This window comes from Galbibacter kalidii (genome assembly GCF_026241135.1).
Taxonomy (GTDB): domain Bacteria; phylum Bacteroidota; class Bacteroidia; order Flavobacteriales; family Flavobacteriaceae; genus Galbibacter.
In genome coordinates, this window is sequence record NZ_JAPFGA010000010.1 from 91,135 (window position 1) to 114,364 (window position 23,230).

Genomic DNA, 23,230 nt, shown 5'->3' on the forward strand with positions numbered 1-23,230 from the left:
TGGAATCGCTTCGCTCTCTCATGAATTTATTTTAATCACACACGCTGTGTGTATTTTTTGATTAAAAAAATTCATGTTCGTTTCATCATTCAATTTAATTGTGAACCCGTTTTAGTGAGTCCAGTGTAAAAATAATAAAATCAATTATATTACCGTTCCTATAACGAGAATTAACAATTATTATTCCAAAACTACATAAAAGCAAAAAACTCGACCGAAGCCGAGTTTTTTTCATTAACCAACCAAAACTTTAAATTATGAAAACTTTACTTAAAGTCTGCAATAGGGCACCACCCCTTTTGCAAGTGCAAATATACGTCAAAATAAATGTTATGCAAGCATAACAAGTAAGTTTAACTTTTTTATAACTGAGAACGCAAACTGGCCTCCTGACAATTAATAATTTAATAAAAAATAAAACCTTTTATAGCGTACCTCGCATTTCTTGCTCACGTTCTATGGCCTCAAAAAGTGCCTTAAAGTTGCCTTTTCCAAACGATTTTGCACCTTTTCGCTGAATAATTTCAAAAAACATTGTCGGTCTGTCCAATACAGGCTTGGTAAAAAGTTGCAACAAATAACCTTCATCGTCCCTATCGATCAGAATTCCCAGCTCTTTTAAAGGAGCTAAGTCCTCATCAATTTCGCCTACCCTGTCCAAAACTGTATCGTAGTATGTTTCCGGAACGTATAAGAATTCAACGCCTCGTGATTTTAATTGCTTTACGGTTTCAATGATATTATCTGTAGCCAATGCGATATGTTGTACCCCGGCTCCGTTGTAAAATTCGATATATTCTTCAATCTGGGATTTCTTTTTCCCTTCAGCCGGCTCATTAATCGGGAATTTTATGCGTCCGTTACCATTACTCATCACCTTGCTCATCAGCGCGGTATAGTCTGTAGAAATATCCTTATCGTCAAAAGACACCAATTGTGCAAACCCCATTACTTTGGCGTAAAACTCACACCATTTCCGCATTTCGTCCCAACCTACATTCCCCACCATATGGTCGATGAATTTCAATCCGGTTTCAGCAGTTTTGTATTGAGGATTCCAAGCTTTAAACCCCGGCATAAAAGCTCCTTTATAATTGCTTCGCTCTACAAAAACATGAACTGTCTCGCCATAAGTATGTATACCCGACAAGACCACTTCACCGTTTTCATCTTTCAGGGTTTTGGGCTCCATATAGCTTTTGGCTCCCCTGCTTGTAGTTTCTTTATAGCTTTTAACAGCGTCGTCTACCCATAAAGCAATCACTTTTACCCCGTCGCCATGCTTTTCTATATGCCTGTTGATTTCTCCTCCTTCTGTAAGTGGCGAAGTCAAAACAAGCCTTATTTTATCCTGTTGCAACACATAAGACACCCGGTCTTTTACCCCGGTTTCGAGACCGGAATAGGCCATAGGTTGAAATCCCCAAGCCGATTGATAATAATGTGCCGCCTGTTTTGCATTACCAACATATAATTCCACATAATCTGTCCCGAGAAGTGGCAGAAAATCGGCGGCATCTTCTACTTCTTTATTTAATTTTAATGATGTTGTATCTAAAGACATTTTTTCAAAATTTAAAAGTTTACCATAAATTTAACTCCTTTATACTCCCTCAAATTCTCCTTGTATAGCGTTTACCACATCGCTCTTAAATGGGGTGTTATGTCAACTCTGAAATTCAGCATCAATACATATCTTTTTCTTATTCAAGCCACGACTTGTGATAGGATTCATCGGCAATTTTCATGGCTTCTTTCGTTAGTTGCAACGGTTTAAACGTATCTACCATCACTGCCAACTCATCGGTTTTTGTTTTTCCTATGCTGCGTTCTACGGCACCGGGATGAGGCCCGTGCGGAATCCCTGCCGGATGTAGGGAAATATGTCCTTTGTCTACATCATTTCTACTCATAAAATCACCGTCTACATAATACAAAACCTCATCAGAATCTATATTGCTGTGGTTGTAGGGTGCAGGAATACTCTTTGGATGGTAGTCGTATAAACGCGGTACAAAACTGCAAACTACAAACGCATCGGTCTCGAAGGTTTGATGTACGGGAGGTGGCTGGTGTATTCTCCCCGTTATGGGTTCAAAATCGTGGATACTCAACGCATAAGGATAGTTAAATCCGTCGTAACCCACCACATCAAAAGGATGTGTTGCATAAACCATATCGAAGATTTCATCCTGTTTTTTGATTTTCATTAAAAACTCCCCTTTTTCATCAACAGACTCCAATTCTTCCGGCTTGCGGATATCGCGTTCACAAAATGGCGAATGCTCCAAAAGTTGCCCAAACCAATTTCGGTATTTTTTTGGCGTATAAATAGGGCGTCTCGATTCAACAATAAAAAGTCTATTGTCTTCTGTATCAAAATCAATTTTATAAATGATTCCTCTTGGGATTAATAGATAATCACCATAAGAAAAATCTAAATTCCCGAGATGTGTGCGCAGTTTTCCGCTTCCCTGATGGATAAAAATCAGTTCATCAGCATCGGCATTCTTGTAAAAATAATCCTTTACCGACTTTTTGGGCGCTGCCAATTGTATGGTACAGTCTGAATTGGTCAAAACTGGCTTTCGACTGTCCAGAAAATCATCTTCCGGCTTGACCTTAAATCCGTGAAAGCGATACGATTTTATATTATTCGCTACGGAAATCTTTGGTGCTACATTTTTTTTACCCTTGATCTCTTTAACCTGTGTAGGTCGGTGGATGTGATACAAATTTGAATACATCCCATCGAAACCAATGGTACCGAACAATTGCTCATAATACAGTCTGCCATCTGGTTTTTTAAAGATGGTATGTCTTTTAGGCGGTATTTTACCTAGTTTATGATAAAAAGGCATAACGAAAACGTTTGATCCCACTAAGTGGGTATTATTACCCCCGAACCGTCGGGGCTGCATCGAAATAGACTATGGTTCATTCGTTTGAGTACCTCATGGTCCTATCCCGAGGTAGTTGACTATTACAAATATCGTAATAATTAATGGAGATTTCCACTAATTATTAAATATATCTAGTTATAAATCGTATGAAATAACAATATCAATAATGTTAAACTTTTTCTGAATTCAATAAATATACTTATATATTGTACAATATACAATACAACATATTATGCTGACAGCAAACGTATCTGACTTCAGAAAAAACATAAAATCATATTTGGATAGAGTTACCAAAAACTTTGAGACTTTGATTATAAATCGCGGAAAAGACTCTGGAATTGTTGTGATGTCCATAAACGAATACAATTCATTGATGGCGACAAATTACGAATTATCATCCCGAAAAAATGAAAAGAAATTAGATTCAGCTATCAAAAAATTAAAAAGCGGAAAAGCGTTTGAAAAAGACTTAATCGAAGACTAAAATGAAGTATGTTTTTGTAGATGAGTCATGGGAGGATTATTTGTATTGGCAAAAAACAGATAAAAAGAAACTAAAAAAATCAATGCACTGCTGAAAGATATTGCACAAAATCCATTTGAAAGAATTGAAAAACCTGAACCCTTGAAACACAAATATTCCGGATTTTGGTCAAGAAAAATTGACCATGAACACCGGTTGATTTATAAATATAATGAAGGTGAGATTTTAATAGCAAAATGTAGATTTCACTATGATTAAAACCAATTATGTCCTAAATAAATTTCACCTGTTCATTTTTTCCATCGATGAAAAAACCCTTCGGTTACGCTCAGGATAAACCAAGCCAAAAAAATCTAGGCTGACGATAAAAACATAAGAAAATACTACGGAACCCACCGCCACACCTGCCTGCCGGCAGGGATAAAAATAACTCATTCCGCCTTGGGGGCGGAACTCAAACAGATTTTTATCTTCTTGCCACCACTGCTTCCTTGATTTTCAATGTTTTTATAGTAGGCCAAAACCAAACCACAAACATTGAAATTTCATCAAAACCTCAGCAAATTCAGTATGTTTAAAAAATTTAATGAAAACGTTTTGGACGCTATTAGATTAAAACCAATAACCTATACTGAATGTAAGGAAGCTTTCCTCCACTTCAGGAGACCAATTGAATTTTACCTGAGCGGGGCCGACGAAAGACTCATAACCATAACCTATGGAATAACCAGAATAATCGGGTAATGTAAACCACTCTCCCCGTTCAAAGATATTCTCACCGGCATTGGCGTAATTGACAGTAAAATTCAGGTGGTTTTTCTTTACAAATTCCCAATCGGCATTGAAAGTTCCTTTTACATAACTATCCCCACCAAAACTTATATAGTCGTAACCCAAAAAAGGCGAAATGTTGTTTATAAAATCATTTCCATATCCGCCGAGAACAAAATCCAGTGCCCTAGTTTCGGTACTTCCAAACTTAAATCCGCCTTCAGTAAAAAGGTCGAAAGAAATATTATGGGTGATGGGAACCGCAAAGCCCGTTTTTGCTTTTGCGATGGAAAATTGACTAAAATTACCATCAAAATTGCTTCCGAAGAGGTATAAGTGAAAGTCTCCATCGAAAAAGAAACCTTTGGAAGGAAAATACTTATCGTCTAACGAATCAAACTTTAAAAAGCCATAACTACTGAAATAATCGTGGCTTTCCAACACCATATCATCACCATTATCATCAGTAATAGTTTCTGTTTGGGCTTTTAAGAATTTGTGTTCCAAACCTACTCCAAAAGTAAATTCTTCCCTTAAGACAGTTTGCATATATATTTGATTCGTAACATCAGACAATTTTACATCAAGACTGTTCAAATCCGGGAATTGTTCTGCTAAACTTTCCGGTAAAAAATCGTAATCAATATCTTTTTCAAAATAATTGAACCGGGATTTTACACCAAAACTCCAATAAAAGCCTTTGTCGAGGTAGTATTCAAAATCATAGCGCACATTATCGCCCATGATAAAATCAAAATACAATACATCATCATTAAAGAACAAATGTTTTTTGGTGATCCCAAACAATGCTGCAGATTTGTACAATCCGTCATAATGGACCCCCATTCTCAACAGCATTTCATTATGACTTTCAGAAATGGGAAGCGTTAACGCATAGCCCTTCCGATTGGGGCGAAGTTCATATTTAATACCGTTAAAGTTATTGGTAGCCATCAAATTACTCATCCCCTGTTCCAAATCATCAAAAGCGGTAAGTTCTTCTGTGGTATAACGCAGCTTTCCTTTAATATATGCCCGGGTATACTTTTTATTACCTTCCAGAGCCAATTTATCAATCAAAAAACTATCCCTGAGCTTTATGGAAAGTCGTTTTTCAGGCTTCTTTATCTGTAAACGGGCAATGCTGTCTAATTGCGGCATTTTCATTTTTGCGGCCTCATATCCATTTTCTATGATCACGCTCCCTTTACTGAAAGACATCATATTGAATCCTTTAATGTCTGGTCTTATATGAAGATCTGTTTTCTTCAACTTCTCCTTCATATCGTTTATCGTATTATAAAAATTGATTTGCGTTAGTACGTCTATAGCAGAATTCAGATTTTCCCTGGTCGCCAACGAGTCTTGCACATCGATACCTATAATAATATCGGTCCCCATAGCTATCACTTCATCAACGGGATAATTATTGTTCACTCCACCGTCTATCAACAGGCGTTCACCATACGGAACGGGTTCAAAAAAAGATGGAATGGCTGCACTAGCAGCAATGGCCCTTGGCAAATACCCTTTATCCAATTTGATCTGCTCACCCGTTTCCACGTCTGTTGCCATACAGAAAAAAGGAATGGGAAGTTCGTTAAAATCTTCTGTATGATTGTAATCAAAAAGTAATCTTGAGAGTAGATTGTATAGATTCTGTCCCTTGGAAAGCGATGTTGGGAAAGACACTTTAAATTTATCAAACGGCAAAGTCAAGGCATATCGTTCATGACTTTGTTTTTCGTAAAAAGACATAGCTGTACGCGGCACCTTATCCTGCAACAGTACATCAAAATTGGTTTCCTTAAAGATAGAATCCAATTGTGAAGGTGCATACCCGGTCGCATACAGTGCTCCTACTATGGCTCCCATACTCGTTCCACCGATATAATCCACCCGTATTCCGGCTTCGTCTATAGCTTTCAATGCTCCGATATGTGCCAAGCCTTTTGCTCCGCCACCGCTTAAAACTAGTCCGACTTTGGGATCGTGTTGACTCACCTCTTGCGCAAAAAAGCGAACGGAAAGTAACATCACCGCTATTAATAAAAATCCTTTTTTAACCATAAAACCTATTTAAACGAGTTCAATGAAAAGCCTCGTAAATCTTTTTGGCTTTTGCATTACCCACAACTGCTATTAACCGTTCCATCGGAGCTTCTTTGATTCTTTTTACCGATTTGAATGTCTTTAAAAGCTCATTGGCCGTCTTTTCACCAATCCCTTCTATCTGCTCCAATTCTGAATTGATCGCTGCCTTGCTCCTTTTATTTCGGTGGAATGTAATTCCAAACCTGTGTGCTTCATTTCTCATATGTTGGATAATCTTGAGGGTTTCCGATTTTTTATCAAGATATAACGGAATGGAATCCCCGGGATAATAAATCTCCTCCAAACGTTTGGCTATACCTATAATGGCTATTTTACCTCTCAATCCCAACCTGTCCAAACTTTTTAGCGAAGATGACAGTTGCCCCTTACCTCCATCAATCACAATGAGCTGCGGTAAGGGCTCATCTTCTTCCATAAGGCGCTTATATCGTCTGTGTACTACCTCTTCCATCGAAGCAAAATCGTCTGGACCGGTGACCGTTTTTATGTTAAAATACCGATACTCTTTTTTACTCGGCTTTCCATCCTTGAAAACAACACAAGCCGCCACCGGATTGGTTCCTTGGATATTTGAATTGTCAAAACATTCAATATGTCGTGGTTCTTCCTGCAAACGCAAATCTTTTTTCATTTGCCCCATGATCCGTTTTACATGCTTGTCCGGATCGGTGATCTTGATTTGCTTAAAGCGCTCTTGCCGGTAAAACTTGGCGTTCCTTTCAGAAAGTTCGAGAATTCTCTTTTTATCACCCAATTTGGGAATGGTTACTTTCACCCCTTCTGCAACTTCTATCGGAAAAGGTACATAAATCTCTTTGGATTGTGAATTGAAACGTGTTCTCAATTCTGTAACAGCCAGTTCCAACAATTCTTCATCACTCTCGTCCAATTTCTTTTTGATCTCAATGGTGTGCGCCCTGATAATGGATCCGTAGGAGAGTTGCAGGAAATTCACATACCCAAAACTCTCATCCGTAATGATCGAAAAAACATCTACATTGCTTATCTTGGGATTTACAACCGTTGATTTCGCCTGATAATTTTCCAACACATCGATCTTCTCTTTCATCTCCTGAGCCTCTTCAAAACGCATTTCTGCAGCCAATTGCTTCATCTGTTTTTTAAATCCGGTCAAGGAATCCTTAAAATTCCCTTTGATGATTTCCCGAATGGCCGCTATCTGTTTGTCGTAATCTTCTGCAGAATGTAACGCTTCGCACGGACCTTTACAGTTTCCCAAATGATATTCCAGACAGACTTTGTATTTTCCCGCATCAATTTTTTCCTTGGAAAGGTCATAATTACACGTCCGTAAAGCATACAAACCTTTAATAAGGTCGAGGAGTGTCCTCACAGTTTTCATACTGGTGTAGGGACCGAAGTATTCCGAGCCGTCTTTTATCAGGTTTCTCGTCGGAAAAACTCGCGGGAAACGCTCGTTTTTGATACACAACCAGGGATAGGACTTGTCGTCCTTCAGCATGACGTTATAGCGGGGCTGATATTTCTTTATCAAATTGTTCTCCAACAATAGTGCGTCAGTTTCTGTAGGCACCACTACGTGTTTGATGGTTTTAATTTTCTTTACCAGCACCCTGGTTTTTCCGTATTCTTGGTTTTTATAAAAATAAGAAGAAACCCGTTTTTTTAAATTTTTGGCCTTTCCAACATATAAAATCTTCCCCTCTTTATTATAAAATTGATACACTCCCGGATTTTCAGGAAGCGTTTGGAGTTGTATTTCTATCGGGGTTTTCTTCATTAGCCATTAAATTCTCTTTTCAAAGATAATTCAGAACTCATTTAAACTTTCCTTAATTGGCTATAAAATTGTTCTTTTGGCTCTGCTTTTTGCCTTTTTTTCTTTCCGTAGCGCTGCTATGCAACTCAAAAAAGCCTTCAATCAGAGCCAAAATAATCAATTCTCGCTTCAATCAAAAAAGCTTAAATGAGTTCAATATAAAAATATATCCACATCAAGTTTAAAATACATTCAATTCCAAAAATAATGTAGAATAAACACAATATAATTTACTGAAAAACATTATTTCCTTTTAATTTAGACGGATTCAAGCTAATTTTATAACGTTAGATTTTAAAAAAAAACTATATTTACCCACATCTAATTGTAGATTGTGACCCCTTAACTTAACAAAATACTGAATGAACCATAAAATAGACTTAGCCTGCATTATTGATGATGATAAATTATATGTAAAGATGCTGTCCCGCCTACTGGACATCAAGAAACTTTGCAAAGAATTTCTAGTTTTTGAGAATGGAAGTGAAGCTTTTTCTTATTTTAAAGGAGTGTTTGAACAGCCTGAAGAAGATAAAATTCCCCAAGTAATCCTCTTGGATCTCAATATGCCTGTTATGGACGGTTGGCAATTTCTCGATGAGTTTGTCAAGATCAAAAGTAAATTGAAACGTCCGATGACCCTATATGTAGTGAGCTCTTCCATCAACCCGGAAGACATTCAGCGCGCCAAGGCTTTTGAAGAAGTTTCTGACTATTGGATAAAACCTATTTCCTTGGGTGAACTGGAAGAAATGTTTCAACAAGTGTAAGACTTATGGACAAGAACCAGCTACGCGAAACATATAAAAAAAAGCGTGCTGCCCTTACCGATAATCAAATTGAAGACCTGAGTATCGCCATTGCCAATCAGCTTTTGGCTGTCGATATATGGAATAAAAAATTTTACCATATCTTTTTAAGCATCGAGACTCAAAAAGAAGTTGACACCTCATACATCCTGAGTATTCTTCAAGGAAAGGATAAAGAAGTTCTCATCCCCAAAAGTGATTTTAAAACTGGCTTACTTACCAACTTTCTTCTTACAGATAATACTGCTATATCAGTGAATAAATATGGTATACCGGAGCCCATAGACGGTATAGAAATCCCCACTCAGAAAATTGATGTTGTTTTCATTCCGTTACTGGCTTATGATGAAAAAGGTAATCGAATTGGCTACGGAAAAGGGTTTTACGATCGCTTTTTGGCTTCTTGTGGAAAAGATGTTGTCAAAATAGGACTTTCATTTTTCCCTCCCGAAGAATATATCGATGATATCACAGAAGAGGATATTCCATTGGATGCTTGTGTTACACCGGAAAAAACTTATCGCTTTTGAGCTAAAAGTCCAGGATCTTTCGGAAATGCTTTTTTGTTGAACAGGATTAAAATAGCCACTCCAACACTGATGGCAGAATCAGCAATATTAAAAACAGGGTCAAAGAAACTAAAACTTCGCCCCCCCAACACAGGCACCCATTCCGGCCAAACCGTATCGATCATCGGAAAATGAAGCATATCTACCACTTTTCCGTGAAACAATGAACCGTAAGGCTCATCGGCAAACAAAGTGGCCACTTGACCATAACTGTCATTAAAAATAATTCCGAAGAAAACAGAATCGATAATGTTCCCCAAGGCTCCGGCAAAGATCAAACTGACAGAGACTATCAATGTTCGTGTACTGTTCTTTTTTACACAGTCGTATAGCCAATACCCAATTCCGCAGATGGCAATAAGCCTGAAAACTGTCAAGAAAAGTTTTCCAGCTTCATCAGAAATAAAAGGGATGATATCGCTGATCTTAGTTCCCCATGCAGCGCCTTCGTTTTCTATAAAAAGGATTTTAAACCAGGAGAATACTTCGACATGCTCTCCAAGAACGAAATGTGTTTTTATGTAAATCTTTGAAATTTGGTCGATCAACAAGACCAGAACTATGATAAATGATGCTTTCTTTAATGACATATTTCCCAAATAATATAAAAAATCGCTAGGTTTCAACTGTGCTTACGGTATAGCTTCAGCGACACGCATGCGCTCAGCATAATTACCTTAGAACGATAATTTTAACGGCGGTAAAAATAAGGATATTATTCTTTTTTATTGATGTATATATCACCATTTACCGAATTTAACTCAAAATAACTGTGACCGTCTTTGACAAACGAACTGTTTACCGTCCCATATTTGGAATCGGCTACCATTTTCCCCTTAATATTTTCAGTTAAAATATCGCCATCAATAGTTTTTACAGAAATAGCCCCGGTAATATCTTTTAAAAACACCCATTGGCTATTGGTAACAGCTTTCAACTCCTTATAATTCCCCGACAATTTCATAGTTGTACCCTTGCCCTGCACATTTAATTCCATGTGTTCAGGTAAAGTAATGTGGAGCGCAACTGAAAGCACCTTATGGGCACTTAATTTATCATTAGGGTTGGCATACGACGGCCTAAATTCGGTTCCTATCCATAAGGTAGTCCCCTCTTCCTTTAAACTGATCATGAGTTCGTTTTGATATTCTCCCTCCATAAAGGCCTCTGCAATTATTTGATCGGCTTTATGAGTATCAATAACGACCTCAAAAACATTTTCCGCATCCACCTGAACAAAAGTAATCTCTTTTACACTGATGGATTTACGAACCTCTTTTTGGGCATAGCCAGTAATACCAACTCCTATAAAAAGAATAAACAACAAGAATCTCACACCATTAATTTTATGTGATATAATTTACAACAAAAAACGCCCTTTTTACAAGAGCGTTTCCCAATATTATGATAAAAGTCAAGGCTTTTGGCCTTATTGCATGTTTTTAGCTTCGATGCTCAAAGTTGCGTGCGGAACCAGTTTAAGCCTGTCTTTGTTGATCAGCTTTCCGGTAACCCTACAAATACCATAAGTTTTGTTTTCAATGCGCACCAAGGCATTCTTCAGGTCTCTGATAAATTTTTCCTGACGTAGCGCCAATTGTGTATTCGCTTCACGGCTCATAGTCTCTGAACCTTCTTCAAAGGCTTTAAAAGTAGGCGATGTGTCGTCCGTACCATTATTACCGTCGTTTTTATAAGAACTCTTTAAAAGCTCAAGGTCTTGATAGGCCTTTTTAATCTTTCCTTCAATTAAAGCTTTGAATTCTGCTAAATCTTTATCTGAGTATCTCACTTTTACATCTGTTGCCATAGGATTAGTGTTTTTGAATAATTAATTTGGTGTTTACCTCGTCAAAAGCAATTTCCATACCATTATCAAGATGTTCTTCAAAATTAAGCTGTGCTGTCAGGGTTTCAGTTTTAATATAATCCAAGTTATTTTGTACAGCTTTTTCTACTAAACCATCTTTTTGTAACCTCACATCTATCTTATCTGTCACTTCAAACCCTGAATCCTTACGAAGGTTTTGAATTCTGTTTATCAATTCTCTTGCTACACCTTCATTTCTCAGATCTTCTGTGATCGTTACATCCAATGCTACGGTTATAGAGCCTGAAGAGGCTACTAACCATCCTTCTATGTCTTGTGATGAAATTTCCACTTCATCGATTCCTAAAGTAATGTTTTTTCCATTAATATCCATAAGAATATCGCCGTCTTTCTCTATTTTCTGGATTTCCGGTTGCCCGAATTCGGCTATCTTATTGGTAATCAATTTCATATCTTTCCCGAATCTAGGTCCTAAAACCTTAAAATTCGGCTTAATTTGCTTCACTAATATGCCTGAAGCATCATCTATTAGCTCAATTTCCTTTACATTTACCTCAGATTTGATGAGCTCTTCAACTTCTTTTATTTCTTTACGCCGGTTCTCGTCAAGCACGGGAATCATTATTTTTTGCAAAGGTTGACGCACTTTGATCATTTCCTTTTTGCGCAGTGAAAGCACTAAGGATGAAATGATTTGTGCTTTTTCCATTTTGCCCTCCAAGGATTTATCAACAAATTTTTCGACATATTGAGGGAAATCTGCCAAGTGAACACTCTCAAACGATTCTTTGTTGGTCACCGCTGTCAAATCCCTAAACAATCGGTCCATATAGAAAGGTGCTACAGGCGCCCCCAGCTTGGCTACGGTCATCAAGCAGGTGTATAACGTTTGATAAGCAGATATCTTATCTTTCCCGTAATCCCCTTTCCAGAAACGTCTTCTGCTTAAACGCACATACCAGTTGCTCAAATTCTCCTGAACAAAGTCTGAAATGGCTCTTGACGCCCTTGTAGGCTCATAATCTGCATAGGCTTCATCTACTTTCTTGATCAAAGTATTCAATTCGGAAAGTATCCAACGGTCTATTTCCGGACGTTCATCCAAAGTAATATCGGCTTCCTCATAGGTGAAGTTGTCGATATTGGCATACAAACTGAAGAAAGAATAGGTGTTGTAAAGGGTTCCGAAGAATTTTCTTCGTACTTCGGCTACACCGTCCAAATCAAATTTCAGGTTATCCCACGGATTGGCATTCGAAATCATATACCATCGGGTAGCATCCGGACCGTACTCTTCCAAGGTTGTAAACGGATCAACTGCATTACCCAGTCGTTTCGACATTTTTTGTCCGTTTTTATCCAGTACAAGTCCGTTGGAAACCACATTTTTATAGGCTACGGAATCAAAAACCATGGTTCCGATAGCGTGCAAAGTGTAGAACCATCCTCTAGTTTGGTCAACACCCTCTGCAATATAATCAGCCGGGAAAAAGCCTCCCCCCAACCCCCTCCCAAAGAGGGGGCTTTTTAATTCTTCTTCTATTTTATCAAGAACGGTATCGATATCTCCGATTACTTCTTCGTTAGCAAAACGGATTACTTTATACCCTAAATCTTCCAATATTTTTGTTCTGAGTTCATCAGCCTCCTTAATTTCAGGTAAATCGTGGTATCCTCCATCAACTTCTATAACCAAACGTTGGGAAAGGCAAACAAAATCAACAATAAATTCATCTATAATATGCTCTCTCCTAAACTTGTGCCCACCCAATTTCTTAGCTCTTAAAGCTTCCCAAAGGATCTTTTCTGTTTCAGTAGGACGCTTTTTACGCTCTTCTTTTAATTGTTTTAATAAATTATAAGATGACTTCCTTGCTGTTTCATATTTAGGAGAATTCAATTCTCCCCCTTGGGGGGAGTCAGAGGGGGACTCAAACGGATAATGCCATTGAGCATAGGGCATTGAGCCAGAATCGAACCAAACATCGATCAAATCGCTTTCCCGCTTCATTGGTTTCCCTGAAGGCGATACCAAAGTAATTTTATCGACAATATTTTTATGAAGATCGATTTTATCATAGTTCTCTTCACTCATATTGCCCACTTCAAAATCGGCAAAGATATCAGCCTCCATAAGGCCGGCATCCACTGCTTTTTTCATTTCGTCTTTCAATTCTTCGACAGAGCCGACAACAACCTCTTCTTTTCCATCTTCCGTACGCCATATCGGTAACGGAATTCCCCAGAAACGCGAACGGGATAAATTCCAATCATTTGCGTTTTGCAGCCAGTTCCCGAATCGACCTTCACCGGTAGCTTTTGGCTTCCAGTTGATGGTTTTATTCAGGTCATACATCCTGTCTTTTACCTCAGTTACTTTAATGAACCAAGAGTCCAACGGATAGTAAAGCACCGGTTTGTCGGTTCGCCAACAATGCGGATAACTGTGGACGTACTTCTCTACCTTAAAGGCTTTGTTTTCTTGTTTTAATTTGATGGCAATCTCTACGTCAACCGACTTCTCGGGGGCATCACCCTCTGTATAATATTCGTTTTTCACATATTTCCCACCGATCTCTGGAAGTTCTGCCCTGAAACGTCCCTGAAGGTCCACCAAAGGCACAGGATTATCATTTTCATCCAAGACCAACATAGGAGGCACTTCGGGAATAGCTTCTTTGGCCACTTTGGCATCATCTGCACCAAAAGTAGGTGCGGTGTGAACAATTCCGGTACCATCTTCGGTGGTTACAAAATCCCCGCTGATAACGCGAAATGCATTTTCAGGATTTTTACAGGGTTGAGCATAAGGCAATAACTGCTCATATTTAATTCCGACCAAATCGGATCCTTTACATTCCGCTACCACCTGATAAGGTATTTTTTTAGCCTTCTCGGTATAGTTTCCAAAGTCTTCTTCGCTTTCGGCTTCGTAATACTTTCCGCTGAATATCTTTTTAAGCAATGGTTTCCCTACCGCTACGTGAATAGGTTCGAAAGTATATTGATTAAAAGTTTTTACTAAAACATAATCAATTTTAGGCCCTACAGTAAGTGCAGTGTTTGACGGCAAAGTCCACGGAGTGGTCGTCCACGCCAAAAGGAAAGCCCCCTCCGTCTCCCGCCTTAGGCGGGGAGTGTAATTAAATGCCTTTTCAATAGAGTTACCTTCAGCTCCCCCTCCTTGGGAGGGGGTTGGGGGGAGGCATTTAAACTGAGCCACTGCCGTTGTATCGGAAACATCTTGATAAGTCCCGGGCTGGTTCAGCTCGTGCGAACTTAATCCCGTTCCGGCTTTAGGCGAATAAGGCTGAATCGTGTATCCTTTATACATTAAGCCTTTATCGTAAATTTGCTTTAAAAGCCACCAAACACTTTCCATGTATTTGGATTTATAGGTAATGTACGGATCTTCCATATCTACCCAATACCCGATTTTGCGGGTCATATCGTTCCAGATATCCGTGTAGCGCATTACCGCTTTTTTACAAGCTGCGTTGTATTCTTCTACAGAAATCTTTGTACCGATATCTTCTTTGGTAATTCCCAGCTCTTTTTCAACTCCCAGTTCTACAGGCAATCCATGGGTGTCCCATCCTGCTTTTCGTTTTACCTGATAGCCTTTTTGGGTTTTGTAACGACAAAAAATATCCTTGATGGCACGGGCCATTACGTGGTGAATACCGGGCAATCCATTTGCAGACGGTGGACCTTCATAAAACACAAACGGTTCTTTTCCTTCCCTACTCGTGATGCTTTTTTCAAAAATAGCTTGCTCTTCCCAAAACTTAAGAATCTCTTCAGCAGTTTTAGGCAAATCCAATCCTTTGTATTCTGTAAACTTCATTTATAATTCGGTTTCCTTATCGTAATCAACTCCCTTTGAAACATTCCAACGAAAAAATAACTTCTTCTTAAGTAGAACGCCTTGAAACTAATCCTGTTAGTGGGATTAAAGTTGGCAAAAATACTAAATTCCAGCGAATTGCTCCACCTTAAAAGCATTAAAAAATGGTATTGAAATGTCAAAAATAACACAGCTTCAATACGCTTTATTGTGTATTTAACTATAAAAGTTTGTTTCAGACCAAGATTTTCACCCAAAAACTTGTTGTAATACTTCCAGTGAACGTGGTTTTTTAAAGTCTGATAAGTGAAGTTGATAATAGCGAATCATGCTATCGAGCAATTCCGCCCGATGGGTTTTTCCCATTTTTATTTTAGCTGAAGTATCATAATCCCTATGGAGGAATTTTTTGAAATTCACCAAATTTTCTTCGGAAAGAACCTCATTGTAGAGCGATGTAACAAATTCGCCTTCAGCTAAGTCAAAATACGGATAATCTTCATGTGAGTTATCTGGATAAAAACCGAGATGTCGTGTGAGTTCAATTAAGAAACTGATATGAAAATTGGCAATCTCCTCGTTCATGTCCAACCACTGAAACGAATTTGAAATAAAATGATATAAAGTCTGATTGACTTCCTCCTCCTGAAGCGAAATCACCAACATTTCTGACAAGAAAAGAGCGATCGAACTTTTGCGTACATCAGTTTGTAGACTTTGGTAAAAATTGACGGTTTTCACCTCCCGCAGACTTTCGAGTGTTCCTTTATTTTTGTGATTTGCTACAATCTCCAATTGTGTCAAAGGCTGAAAGTAACCTTTTTTGAGCTTTCCTTTTTTTGAAGACAGCACTCCCTTCAGCATATATGATTTTATCCCATCACTCAAAGTGTAAAGCTTCACGATAAGACTGGTGTCTCCATATTTTATTGCTGAAAGGACAATGGCTTGTGTGGTAACGATCATAAATATTTCCGTAGATGTAACAAAAATAGAAAAAGAGGCTGTCACCCCAAGAATTTACGCTCAGTTAATGTCACACTGAACTTGTCGAAGTGTATATCATTAACACCTAATTAGTCTTCGACAGTGCTTGGACAGCCCTTCGACAAGCTCAGGGTGACATACTTAGCATGACAAAATCAACAAACTCTTCGACAGCCTCCTCTTTTATAATTTTTCCTTAAAGAACCTACACCACTCCTTGTGCCAAAATCGCATCGGCTACTTTCACAAATCCGGCGATATTGGCTCCTCTGACATAATTGATGTATCCGTCGGGATCTTCTCCATGATCGATACAAGAACTATGGATACTCTTCATAATTCCTTTCAATTTGTCGTCCACTTCATCGCGGGTCCAGCTGTAACGCAGTGAGTTTTGTGCCATTTCCAAACCGGAAGTGGCCACCCCTCCTGCATTGGACGCTTTCCCTGGAGCAAACAATATTTTCGCATTGTGGAATTCAGTAACAGCCTCCGGAGTACAAGGCATATTTGCTCCTTCACTCACACAGACACAACCGTTTTTCACCAAAGTTTTGGCATCTTCACCATTCAATTCGTTTTGTGTGGCACATGGCAGGGCTATGTCACAAGAGACATGCCAAGGCGTTTTTCCTGCGTGGTATTCAGCATCAGGATATTTCTTTACATATTCAGAAATCCTCCCGCGTTTTTCATTTTTAATGAACATCACATACGCTAGTTTTTCTGCGTCAATTCCGTCTTTATCGTATATGGTTCCCGATGAATCGGAAAGTGTAACCACTTTTGCTCCCAACTGTGTTGCTTTTTCTGTAGCGTATTGCGCCACATTCCCAGAACCGGAAACGGTGACCGTCTTTCCTTCAAAACTGTCGCCTTTCTTTACAAGCATGTTTTGGGCAAAATATACATTTCCATAGCCCGTTGCTTCCGGACGAATCAACGAACCTCCCCAAGAAAGTCCTTTTCCAGTCAAGACCCCGGTAAATTCGTTTTTAATCTTTCTGTACATTCCGAAAAGGAAGCCAACTTCTCTGCTCCCTACGCCAATGTCCCCTGCCGGTACGTCGGTATTCGGACCTATATGTCTGAATAATTCACTCATAAAACTATGGCAAAAGCGCATCACCTCATCGTCCGACTTTCCTTTAGGATCAAAATCGGATCCTCCTTTACCACCTCCCATAGGCAGTGTGGTCAAACTATTTTTAAACACCTGTTCAAAAGCGAGGAATTTCAAAATACTCATGTTTACCGTTGGGTGAAAACGGAGCCCCCCTTTATACGGACCGATAACAGAGCTCATCTGGATTCGATAACCTCTGTTGACGTGAATCTCTCCTTTATCGTCAACCCATGGCACCCTGAACATAATTGCTCTTTCCGGCTCTACCATTCTCAACAATATATTCTTACCGCTGTAAATTTCCTGCTGTGCGATATACGGAATTACTGTTTCCGCTACTTCTTGTACCGCCTGTAGAAATTCCGGCTCATGCGAATTACGGACTCTAACCTCGTCCATAAATGCTTTTATTTTTTTGTCCATTGCGTTCATAAAAAATGGATAATTAAAGATTTATTAATTTAAAGGCAAAAATATTCATTTATTTAAAATTTAAGGGGCTTATTTTTATAATTTATTAATATTTTACTATTCCGTAATCTATTCAACCGCAAAAAATCCGTCCAAAGTATGCGCAAAACTCGTTTAAACAAAAATAAGTGTTTACTTTTGGGCATCATAACAAACAGCTTAGCTTTATTTTACATTTAACAGTTATTATTTTATGAGGTCATTTTTCTTATTTGGAGCCCTTTTCCTTTTCCTACTTTACGGATGCACAGATGAACCTAAAATCAGTTTTATACAGCAAAACCTGGTGGAAAGCTCTTGTGAAGAGTGTCCGCAGGTGACCATTGACGTCCCACAAGCACAGGGTGAAGATACAGCAGTAGCAAAGATCAATCAGGAAATCCACGATTATATCATCCGGGTCTTTGATTATACTGAAGAAAATGAAATTTCTTCTATTGATGATGCTGTAGAAGCGTTCAAAAATGGATATCAAACATTAAAAAAGCGTTTTCCCGATGATATTGTCTCATGGCAAGCTGACATCACAGGTGATGTTGTTTATAGGAATAAGCATCTCGTCTCAATACGAATTGAAAATTATATGTTCACCGGCGGTGCCCATGGCTACAGCTATATTTATTTTTTGAACTTTGACATCAACACCGGAAAAGTGCTTGAACAAAGCGACCTTTTTACTGATTTGGGTGCTTTTACCGATCTGGCAGAACAGATTTTCAGAAAACAGGAAGGAATAGAACCTGAAGCCAATATCAATAATTCCGGATTTATGTTTGAAAACGACCAGTTCCACCTTCCCAACAGCATCGGTTTTAACGAAAAAGGCATCGAACTCATCTACAGTCCATATGAAATAGCTGCCTATTCAGATGGGTTTACGACAATCGACATCCCGCTTGAACAAGTAAAAGAATTTATAAAACCCGAATGGCTCGACGAAGTGCCATAACATAGCCCAAGTGTATGCCTTCGTGATAATTATTAAAAGTAATGGCATCCTCGATTGAGTTTAAGCTTATCCCCACACTAGTCGTGTAACTGTTGTATGTGGTAAATTTTGGGTAATCAGCTTTGATTCGGGAAACATTAGGCATCAATTCTTCCTTATACTTTTCAAATTCCTCTAAAGAAACCGGTTTTTCAGGATTTGGAGCCGTTCCTTTTCTGTAGTCTTTAATCGTTTGCTCGTCAACATAACCCTCTTCTCCCGCCAATTTATAGCAAATAAGCTGTTGTGTAATCAACACATGAATAACATTCCAAGCAATATTATTGTTAAACCCTTCAGGGATCTTATTGATTTCCTCTTCGGTAAGTCCTTCAATCAATTTTAAAAGCGACTGTCTGCTTTTTTCCAAAACTTCAAATTGATAATCCATTGTTTTTCTGTTTTTGAATGTCTTTTAATTACCATCAAATCCGATTCACAGGATTGATATTTCAAAGATAATTTGAAAAAATTACGTGTGCATTTCTTTATTGTTATAATTCTGATGAAAAGAAATTGTATCTCCGCAATTAGCTTTACATACTAATTCAAATACCCCACCATAGTTCATTTTGATGTAAAAAGACGGGGTTGTAGTCATAATGGGGCTATATTATGTAGTTCTAATATATCAAACACGCTATATATACGCTATAAATACGACATATACACGGCATATACACAACATATATACGGTATAAATAAACTATAACTATGTTTTATCCATGGAGTATCCAAAACAAAGAAAAGTAGACAAAAAGGAATGTATAGCTCTGCGATTATCTTTAAATTTGCCGTATGAAAAAAATATACCACCTAAGCACTTGCGACACTTGTAAAAGAATTATCAAGGAACTGGATCTCCCGGATGATTTTGCAAAACAAGACATTAAAACTGAAGCTATTACTGTTGAACAGCTTGAGGCTATGGAACAATTAACTGGTTCTTATGAAGCTTTATTCAGTAAGCGTGCCCGTTTGTATAAAGAACGAAACCTGAAAGCGCAATCCCTGACCAAAGAAGAATATAAAAACCTAATTCTGGAACATTATACTTTTTTGAAAAGACCGGTTATTTTGGTTGACGATGCCATTTTTGTCGGAAACGCTAAAAAAACTGTGGAAGCTGCAAAAAACGTCATTCATGGATAAAAGAGCTTTGGCCTTTTTGGCAGCTTTTGGTGCGAGCCTTATCTACGGAATAAACCATACGGTAGCCAAAGACTTGATGCCCACTTATATTGAGCCTTTCGGATTGATTTTACTGAGGGTTCTCGGAGCAGCCCTACTCTTTTGGGTTATCAGTATTTGGGGTCCAAAAGAAAAAATAGAGCGTAAAGATTGGGGACGAATGTTGATATGCGCATTTTTTGGAATGGTAATCAATATGCTAATGTTCTTCAAGGGTTTAAGCCTCTCTACTCCCATAAACAGTGCTGTTATTGTGACGATTTCACCTATTATCGTGTTTGTCCTTTCGGCTATTCTTATCAAAGAAAAAATCACTTTTGTACGCTCATTCGGGATTTTACTCGGATTTGCAGGAGCTTTGGGACTTGTTCTATTTAGCAACGGGGAGGCACAAAACAACGCTCCCAATATCGCTTTGGGAAATATTTTGTTTATCGTCAATGCGACATCATACGGCGTCTACCTCGTCTTGGTAAAACCACTCACTAAAAAATACCATGCCATTACCTTAATGAAATGGTTGTTTTTGACAGGTATAATCATCAACCTGCCGGTGACTATTTCAGAATTTACAGCTGTAGAATGGGCTTCCCTACCTTTTGACGCTATTTGGCGGATGGCATTTGTAGTTATTGGAACGACCTTCCTCACCTATCTTTTTAATATTTACGCATTAAAGCAGCTAAAAGCCTCAACCATTGGCGCTTTTATCTACCTGCAACCACTCATCGGAATTCTTTATGCAATTATTGTGGGGGCAGACCAATTGAATATTCTGAAAATTATGGCTGCTATTTTGGTGTTTACCGGAGTTTATCTGGTGACCAAAGTCAAAAAGGCTCCGGTATCTTAACTGACGTGAGTTTGATTTATACTATACTGTGAAAAAATGTAAAACCATTAAGAAGTTAAGGGAATTAAGGTATTTTATGTGTTCAAAATTATTGTTTTCTCAAAGGTCACATAGAACATCCATATAATCATCCCCGTTTTGTGTTTAAAAATTAAGCATGGATGTTTCATTAAGCAACTTAATTCCCTTAATGGTTATTTTAATCTTTTATTTTCAGATATTCAATTTTATAGGTCAACTCAGGTCTTTTGGTGTTTTGGCATATTTACGGGTGTCTTCCTTAGTAAGCACCCTGAAACCTTCTGCACGTTCTACTTTGTCGAACAGCTGTAAGACTTCACTGGATAAACCGATCAGTTTTCGGGTTTTCAGGTCGATCCATGCGCCCATAATTTCACAGTGCGCCACATTACGGCCTTTGTAATCATAGTAATTATGATGGAACTCAAAAAACTTTCCATCTTCACTCATTCCTTTCAATTCCAAACTCACGGTCACCGGTTTTCCTGAAAACACCTCCTTAAAATAGTAGATATGTTCATAAAAAACTACCGGTCCTATATTCAATTTTGTCAACAAACGTAGATCAAAACCCGCTTCCACCAAAAAAGACATACGCGTGTGGGCAGCAAATTCTACATAAGCCTTATTTGCCAAATGCCTGTTGGCATCAAGATCATTCCAGCGTATTTCAAATTCTTTTTTATACATAACTATCCCGTTTTATATTTTATAAATGATACGCAATCATTTCCTTTTGCTCCTTTTCTTTCAACAAATTTACAAAACAATTGTTATGCGCGCATAACAATTGTATGATTATGATTTCTATCTTTGAACTCATCATTATCTAAAAACGACCATGCCTGTTATAACTTCTACTTATAATCCCCCTCATTTTTTCAGAAATGGACACTTTTCTACCATTTATGCTGCTCTCCTTAGACAGGTAAACGGTATTTTACAAGAACGCGAACGGATTTTCACTCCTGATGATGATTTTATCGACCTTGATTGGAGTTATGCCAAAGCCAAAACCCGTAAACTTGCTATTGTATTACACGGGTTGGAAGGTAACGCCCAAAGACCTTATGCTTTGGGAAGTGCCAAAATATTCAATCAGAGCGGTTATGATGCTGTTTGTGTGAATTACCGGAGTTGTAGTGGCGAACCTAACAAACAATACCGAAGCTATCATTCGGGTGAAACGGGTGATTTGGAGTTCATCACCCATCATATCATTGAAAAATATCAATACGATACCGTGATTTTAAATGGATTTAGTCTCGGCGGAAATCTTGCGCTTAAATATTTGGGACAGCATCACCCCATTCCCAAAGAAATAAAAGCCGCTATCGCTGTTTCTGTTCCGTGTCATCTTTATGGGTCAATGTTGGAAATACACAAAACCAAAAATTACCTCTACGCAAAACGCTTTAAAAAAAACCTGATAGAAAAGCTTAGACAAAAACAACAATCTTTTCCGAATAAAATTTCAAAAACCGATATCAAAAAAATTGTCACCCTAAAAGATTTTGACGATTGCTACACTTCCCAAGCCCATGGTTTTAAAGATGCGTTAGACTATTATGAAAAAAGCAGTTCGCTTCCCTTTTTGCAAGCCATTAATGTTCCTACTTTGATCATCAACGCCAAAAACGATTCTTTCCTTTCTGATAAATGCTATCCATTTCAGAAAGTAGAAAAAAACCAAAACCTCTATCTGGAAGTGCCTGAATATGGCGGACATGTAGGTTTTTATGATAAGAACAATGTGTATTACACCGAAAAAAGAGCTATTGAATTCCTAAAAGAACTGGTTCCCCATTCATCACCACAAACAAAAAAAGCGTTATAAAACTTGTATTTCTATACCTCACACATCGCAATAGCCATAGAAATACTTATATTAGCATCCAATAAATAACTATTTGGAAAAATTAAATTTCACAACACTATGAAAATGTTAAGTAAAATAACTGCATGCCTTTTTGCTGTTGCTATTGTAAGCTGTGGTGATGCTAAAAAAGAAAAGAAAGAAGAGAAATTTCAGTATGAACAAGAAGCATCAAGTTCAAAGAAAGCAGACACTTCTGAAAAATCTGAGAACACCGTAGTAATTACTGCAAACGATATGATGAAGTTCGACAAAAAAGAAATTCGCGTAAAAGCCGGACAAAAAGTAGTCATCACATTAAAACACATCGGGAAACTTGATAAAAAAGTAATGGGTCACAACCTTGTCATCCTTAATAGTGGTGTAGATTTGGTTGCTTTTGCTACCGAAGCAGCTTCGGCTGTCGATAGCGAATATATCCCTGAAGGAACCGATGCTGTGCTTGCTCACACAAAAATGTTAGGCGGTGGAGAAAGCGCAACTATCGAATTTGAAGCTCCTGAAGCCGGCACATACGACTTTTTGTGTAGCTTCCCCGGACATTTTGCTTCTATGCAAGGTAAATTTATTGTAGAATAACCAAC

At 38.2% G+C, this 23,230-nt stretch carries 20 protein-coding genes and 1 pseudogene; 9 read left to right on the forward strand and 12 right to left on the reverse strand.

The genetic code is table 11. The features are described from left to right. Positions 1 to 424 precede the first annotated feature (424 nt). Positions 425 to 1,564 carry a 4-hydroxyphenylpyruvate dioxygenase gene (gene hppD, locus OOZ15_RS11465; protein WP_265956551.1) on the reverse strand — a complete coding sequence of 380 codons (1,140 nt, stop codon included), beginning with the start codon at positions 1,562 to 1,564 and terminating at the stop codon, positions 425 to 427. Positions 1,565 to 1,703: 139 nt separating this feature from the next. Next, positions 1,704 to 2,861, reverse strand: a complete 1,158-nt coding sequence (locus OOZ15_RS11470) for a homogentisate 1,2-dioxygenase (protein WP_265956552.1) — start codon at positions 2,859 to 2,861, stop codon at positions 1,704 to 1,706. A gap of 274 nt (positions 2,862 to 3,135) precedes the next feature. Between OOZ15_RS11470 and OOZ15_RS11475 the strand changes: the two genes are divergently transcribed. Next, positions 3,136 to 3,390: a type II toxin-antitoxin system Phd/YefM family antitoxin gene (locus OOZ15_RS11475; protein ID WP_265956553.1), complete on the forward strand. Its 255-nt coding sequence runs from the start codon at positions 3,136 to 3,138 to the stop codon at positions 3,388 to 3,390. Between the two features lies 1 nt (position 3,391). After that, positions 3,392 to 3,648 (forward strand): annotated as a pseudogene (locus OOZ15_RS20300) (Txe/YoeB family addiction module toxin). Between the two features lie 354 nt (positions 3,649 to 4,002). Here the strand turns inward: OOZ15_RS20300 and OOZ15_RS11485 are convergent. Both OOZ15_RS11485 and uvrC read right to left on the reverse strand, forming a co-directional pair. Continuing rightward, entirely contained in the window at positions 4,003 to 6,231 is a 2,229-nt protein-coding gene (locus OOZ15_RS11485) for a patatin-like phospholipase family protein (protein ID WP_265956554.1), read from the reverse strand. A gap of 19 nt (positions 6,232 to 6,250) precedes the next feature. Further along, positions 6,251 to 8,038 carry an excinuclease ABC subunit UvrC gene (uvrC, locus tag OOZ15_RS11490; protein WP_265956555.1) on the reverse strand — a complete coding sequence of 596 codons (1,788 nt, stop codon included), beginning with the start codon at positions 8,036 to 8,038 and terminating at the stop codon, positions 6,251 to 6,253. A gap of 401 nt (positions 8,039 to 8,439) precedes the next feature. Between uvrC and OOZ15_RS11495 the strand changes: the two genes are divergently transcribed. Both OOZ15_RS11495 and OOZ15_RS11500 read left to right on the forward strand, forming a co-directional pair. Beyond that, complete coding sequence (locus OOZ15_RS11495; protein WP_265956556.1) at positions 8,440 to 8,847, forward strand: response regulator; 408 nt, start codon at positions 8,440 to 8,442, stop codon at positions 8,845 to 8,847. Between the two features lie 5 nt (positions 8,848 to 8,852). Beyond that, positions 8,853 to 9,416: a 5-formyltetrahydrofolate cyclo-ligase gene (locus tag OOZ15_RS11500; protein ID WP_265956557.1), complete on the forward strand. Its 564-nt coding sequence runs from the start codon at positions 8,853 to 8,855 to the stop codon at positions 9,414 to 9,416. Here OOZ15_RS11500 and OOZ15_RS11505 read toward each other — a convergent pair. From OOZ15_RS11505 to gdhA, 6 genes are all read right to left on the reverse strand, one after another. Next, a complete protein-coding gene (locus OOZ15_RS11505; RefSeq protein ID WP_265956558.1) occupies positions 9,404 to 10,045 on the reverse strand; it encodes a lipoprotein signal peptidase in 642 nt (213 codons plus the stop codon). The two genes, OOZ15_RS11500 and OOZ15_RS11505, sit on opposite strands and share 13 nt — an antisense overlap. 125 nt (positions 10,046 to 10,170) lie before the next feature. Then, positions 10,171 to 10,791, reverse strand: a complete 621-nt coding sequence (locus OOZ15_RS11510; RefSeq protein WP_265956559.1) for a hypothetical protein — start codon at positions 10,789 to 10,791, stop codon at positions 10,171 to 10,173. Between the two features lie 93 nt (positions 10,792 to 10,884). Further along, the gene (locus OOZ15_RS11515; protein WP_265956560.1) at positions 10,885 to 11,265 is read right to left on the reverse strand and encodes a TraR/DksA family transcriptional regulator; all 381 of its coding nucleotides are present in this window, start codon (positions 11,263 to 11,265) and stop codon (positions 10,885 to 10,887) included. Between the two features lie 4 nt (positions 11,266 to 11,269). Then, entirely contained in the window at positions 11,270 to 15,133 is a 3,864-nt protein-coding gene (ileS, locus tag OOZ15_RS11520; RefSeq protein ID WP_265956561.1) for an isoleucine--tRNA ligase, read from the reverse strand. A 249-nt stretch (positions 15,134 to 15,382) separates the two neighbouring features. Continuing rightward, complete coding sequence (gene recO / locus OOZ15_RS11525) at positions 15,383 to 16,144, reverse strand: DNA repair protein RecO (RefSeq protein WP_323053883.1); 762 nt, start codon at positions 16,142 to 16,144, stop codon at positions 15,383 to 15,385. A 181-nt stretch (positions 16,145 to 16,325) separates the two neighbouring features. Beyond that, positions 16,326 to 17,669: an NADP-specific glutamate dehydrogenase gene (gene gdhA, locus OOZ15_RS11530; protein ID WP_265956562.1), complete on the reverse strand. Its 1,344-nt coding sequence runs from the start codon at positions 17,667 to 17,669 to the stop codon at positions 16,326 to 16,328. Between the two features lie 241 nt (positions 17,670 to 17,910). Here gdhA and OOZ15_RS11535 point away from each other — a divergent pair, with 241 nt between their 5' ends. Then, a complete protein-coding gene (locus OOZ15_RS11535; protein ID WP_265956563.1) occupies positions 17,911 to 18,666 on the forward strand; it encodes a DUF3298 and DUF4163 domain-containing protein in 756 nt (251 codons plus the stop codon). Here the strand turns inward: OOZ15_RS11535 and OOZ15_RS11540 are convergent. Further along, on the reverse strand, positions 18,632 to 19,096 hold the full coding sequence (locus OOZ15_RS11540; RefSeq protein WP_265956564.1) for a DinB family protein: 465 nt from the start codon (positions 19,094 to 19,096) through the stop codon (positions 18,632 to 18,634). The genes OOZ15_RS11535 and OOZ15_RS11540 overlap by 35 nt on opposite strands. 407 nt (positions 19,097 to 19,503) lie before the next feature. Here OOZ15_RS11540 and OOZ15_RS11545 point away from each other — a divergent pair, with 407 nt between their 5' ends. Further along, positions 19,504 to 19,857, forward strand: coding sequence for an arsenate reductase family protein (locus OOZ15_RS11545; RefSeq protein WP_265956565.1), 354 nt, complete (start codon positions 19,504 to 19,506; stop codon positions 19,855 to 19,857). Further along, on the forward strand, positions 19,850 to 20,749 hold the full coding sequence (locus OOZ15_RS11550) for a DMT family transporter (RefSeq protein WP_265956566.1): 900 nt from the start codon (positions 19,850 to 19,852) through the stop codon (positions 20,747 to 20,749). Before OOZ15_RS11545 ends, OOZ15_RS11550 begins: the two co-directional genes overlap by 8 nt. A 234-nt stretch (positions 20,750 to 20,983) precedes the next feature. Here the strand turns inward: OOZ15_RS11550 and OOZ15_RS11555 are convergent, their stop codons facing one another. Next, positions 20,984 to 21,460, reverse strand: a complete 477-nt coding sequence (locus tag OOZ15_RS11555) for an acyl-CoA thioesterase (protein WP_265956567.1) — start codon at positions 21,458 to 21,460, stop codon at positions 20,984 to 20,986. Between the two features lie 151 nt (positions 21,461 to 21,611). Between OOZ15_RS11555 and OOZ15_RS11560 the strand changes: the two genes are divergently transcribed. After that, entirely contained in the window at positions 21,612 to 22,607 is a 996-nt protein-coding gene (locus OOZ15_RS11560) for a YheT family hydrolase (protein WP_265956568.1), read from the forward strand. 105 nt (positions 22,608 to 22,712) lie between these two features. Then, positions 22,713 to 23,225, forward strand: a complete 513-nt coding sequence (gene azu, locus OOZ15_RS11565; protein WP_323053886.1) for an azurin — start codon at positions 22,713 to 22,715, stop codon at positions 23,223 to 23,225. Positions 23,226 to 23,230 lie beyond the last annotated feature (5 nt).

Excerpts from the sequence above, each read along its gene's own strand:
- hppD (WP_265956551.1), bottom strand. The coding sequence starts at position 1,564 with ATGTCTTTAGATACAACATCATTAAAATTAAATAAAGAAGTAGAAGAT.
- OOZ15_RS11470 (WP_265956552.1), bottom strand. The coding sequence starts at position 2,861 with ATGCCTTTTTATCATAAACTAGGTAAAATACCGCCTAAAAGACATACC.
- OOZ15_RS11475 (WP_265956553.1), top strand. The coding sequence starts at position 3,136 with ATGCTGACAGCAAACGTATCTGACTTCAGAAAAAACATAAAATCATAT.
- OOZ15_RS11485 (WP_265956554.1), bottom strand. The coding sequence starts at position 6,231 with ATGGTTAAAAAAGGATTTTTATTAATAGCGGTGATGTTACTTTCCGTT.
- uvrC (WP_265956555.1), bottom strand. The coding sequence starts at position 8,038 with ATGAAGAAAACCCCGATAGAAATACAACTCCAAACGCTTCCTGAAAAT.
- OOZ15_RS11495 (WP_265956556.1), top strand. The coding sequence starts at position 8,440 with ATGAACCATAAAATAGACTTAGCCTGCATTATTGATGATGATAAATTA.
- OOZ15_RS11500 (WP_265956557.1), top strand. The coding sequence starts at position 8,853 with ATGGACAAGAACCAGCTACGCGAAACATATAAAAAAAAGCGTGCTGCC.
- OOZ15_RS11505 (WP_265956558.1), bottom strand. The coding sequence starts at position 10,045 with ATGTCATTAAAGAAAGCATCATTTATCATAGTTCTGGTCTTGTTGATC.
- OOZ15_RS11515 (WP_265956560.1), bottom strand. The coding sequence starts at position 11,265 with ATGGCAACAGATGTAAAAGTGAGATACTCAGATAAAGATTTAGCAGAA.
- ileS (WP_265956561.1), bottom strand. The coding sequence starts at position 15,133 with ATGAAGTTTACAGAATACAAAGGATTGGATTTGCCTAAAACTGCTGAA.
- gdhA (WP_265956562.1), bottom strand. The coding sequence starts at position 17,669 with ATGGACAAAAAAATAAAAGCATTTATGGACGAGGTTAGAGTCCGTAAT.
- OOZ15_RS11535 (WP_265956563.1), top strand. The coding sequence starts at position 17,911 with ATGAGGTCATTTTTCTTATTTGGAGCCCTTTTCCTTTTCCTACTTTAC.
- OOZ15_RS11540 (WP_265956564.1), bottom strand. The coding sequence starts at position 19,096 with ATGGATTATCAATTTGAAGTTTTGGAAAAAAGCAGACAGTCGCTTTTA.
- OOZ15_RS11545 (WP_265956565.1), top strand. The coding sequence starts at position 19,504 with ATGAAAAAAATATACCACCTAAGCACTTGCGACACTTGTAAAAGAATT.
- OOZ15_RS11550 (WP_265956566.1), top strand. The coding sequence starts at position 19,850 with ATGGATAAAAGAGCTTTGGCCTTTTTGGCAGCTTTTGGTGCGAGCCTT.
- OOZ15_RS11555 (WP_265956567.1), bottom strand. The coding sequence starts at position 21,460 with ATGTATAAAAAAGAATTTGAAATACGCTGGAATGATCTTGATGCCAAC.
- OOZ15_RS11560 (WP_265956568.1), top strand. The coding sequence starts at position 21,612 with ATGCCTGTTATAACTTCTACTTATAATCCCCCTCATTTTTTCAGAAAT.
- azu (WP_323053886.1), top strand. The coding sequence starts at position 22,713 with ATGTTAAGTAAAATAACTGCATGCCTTTTTGCTGTTGCTATTGTAAGC.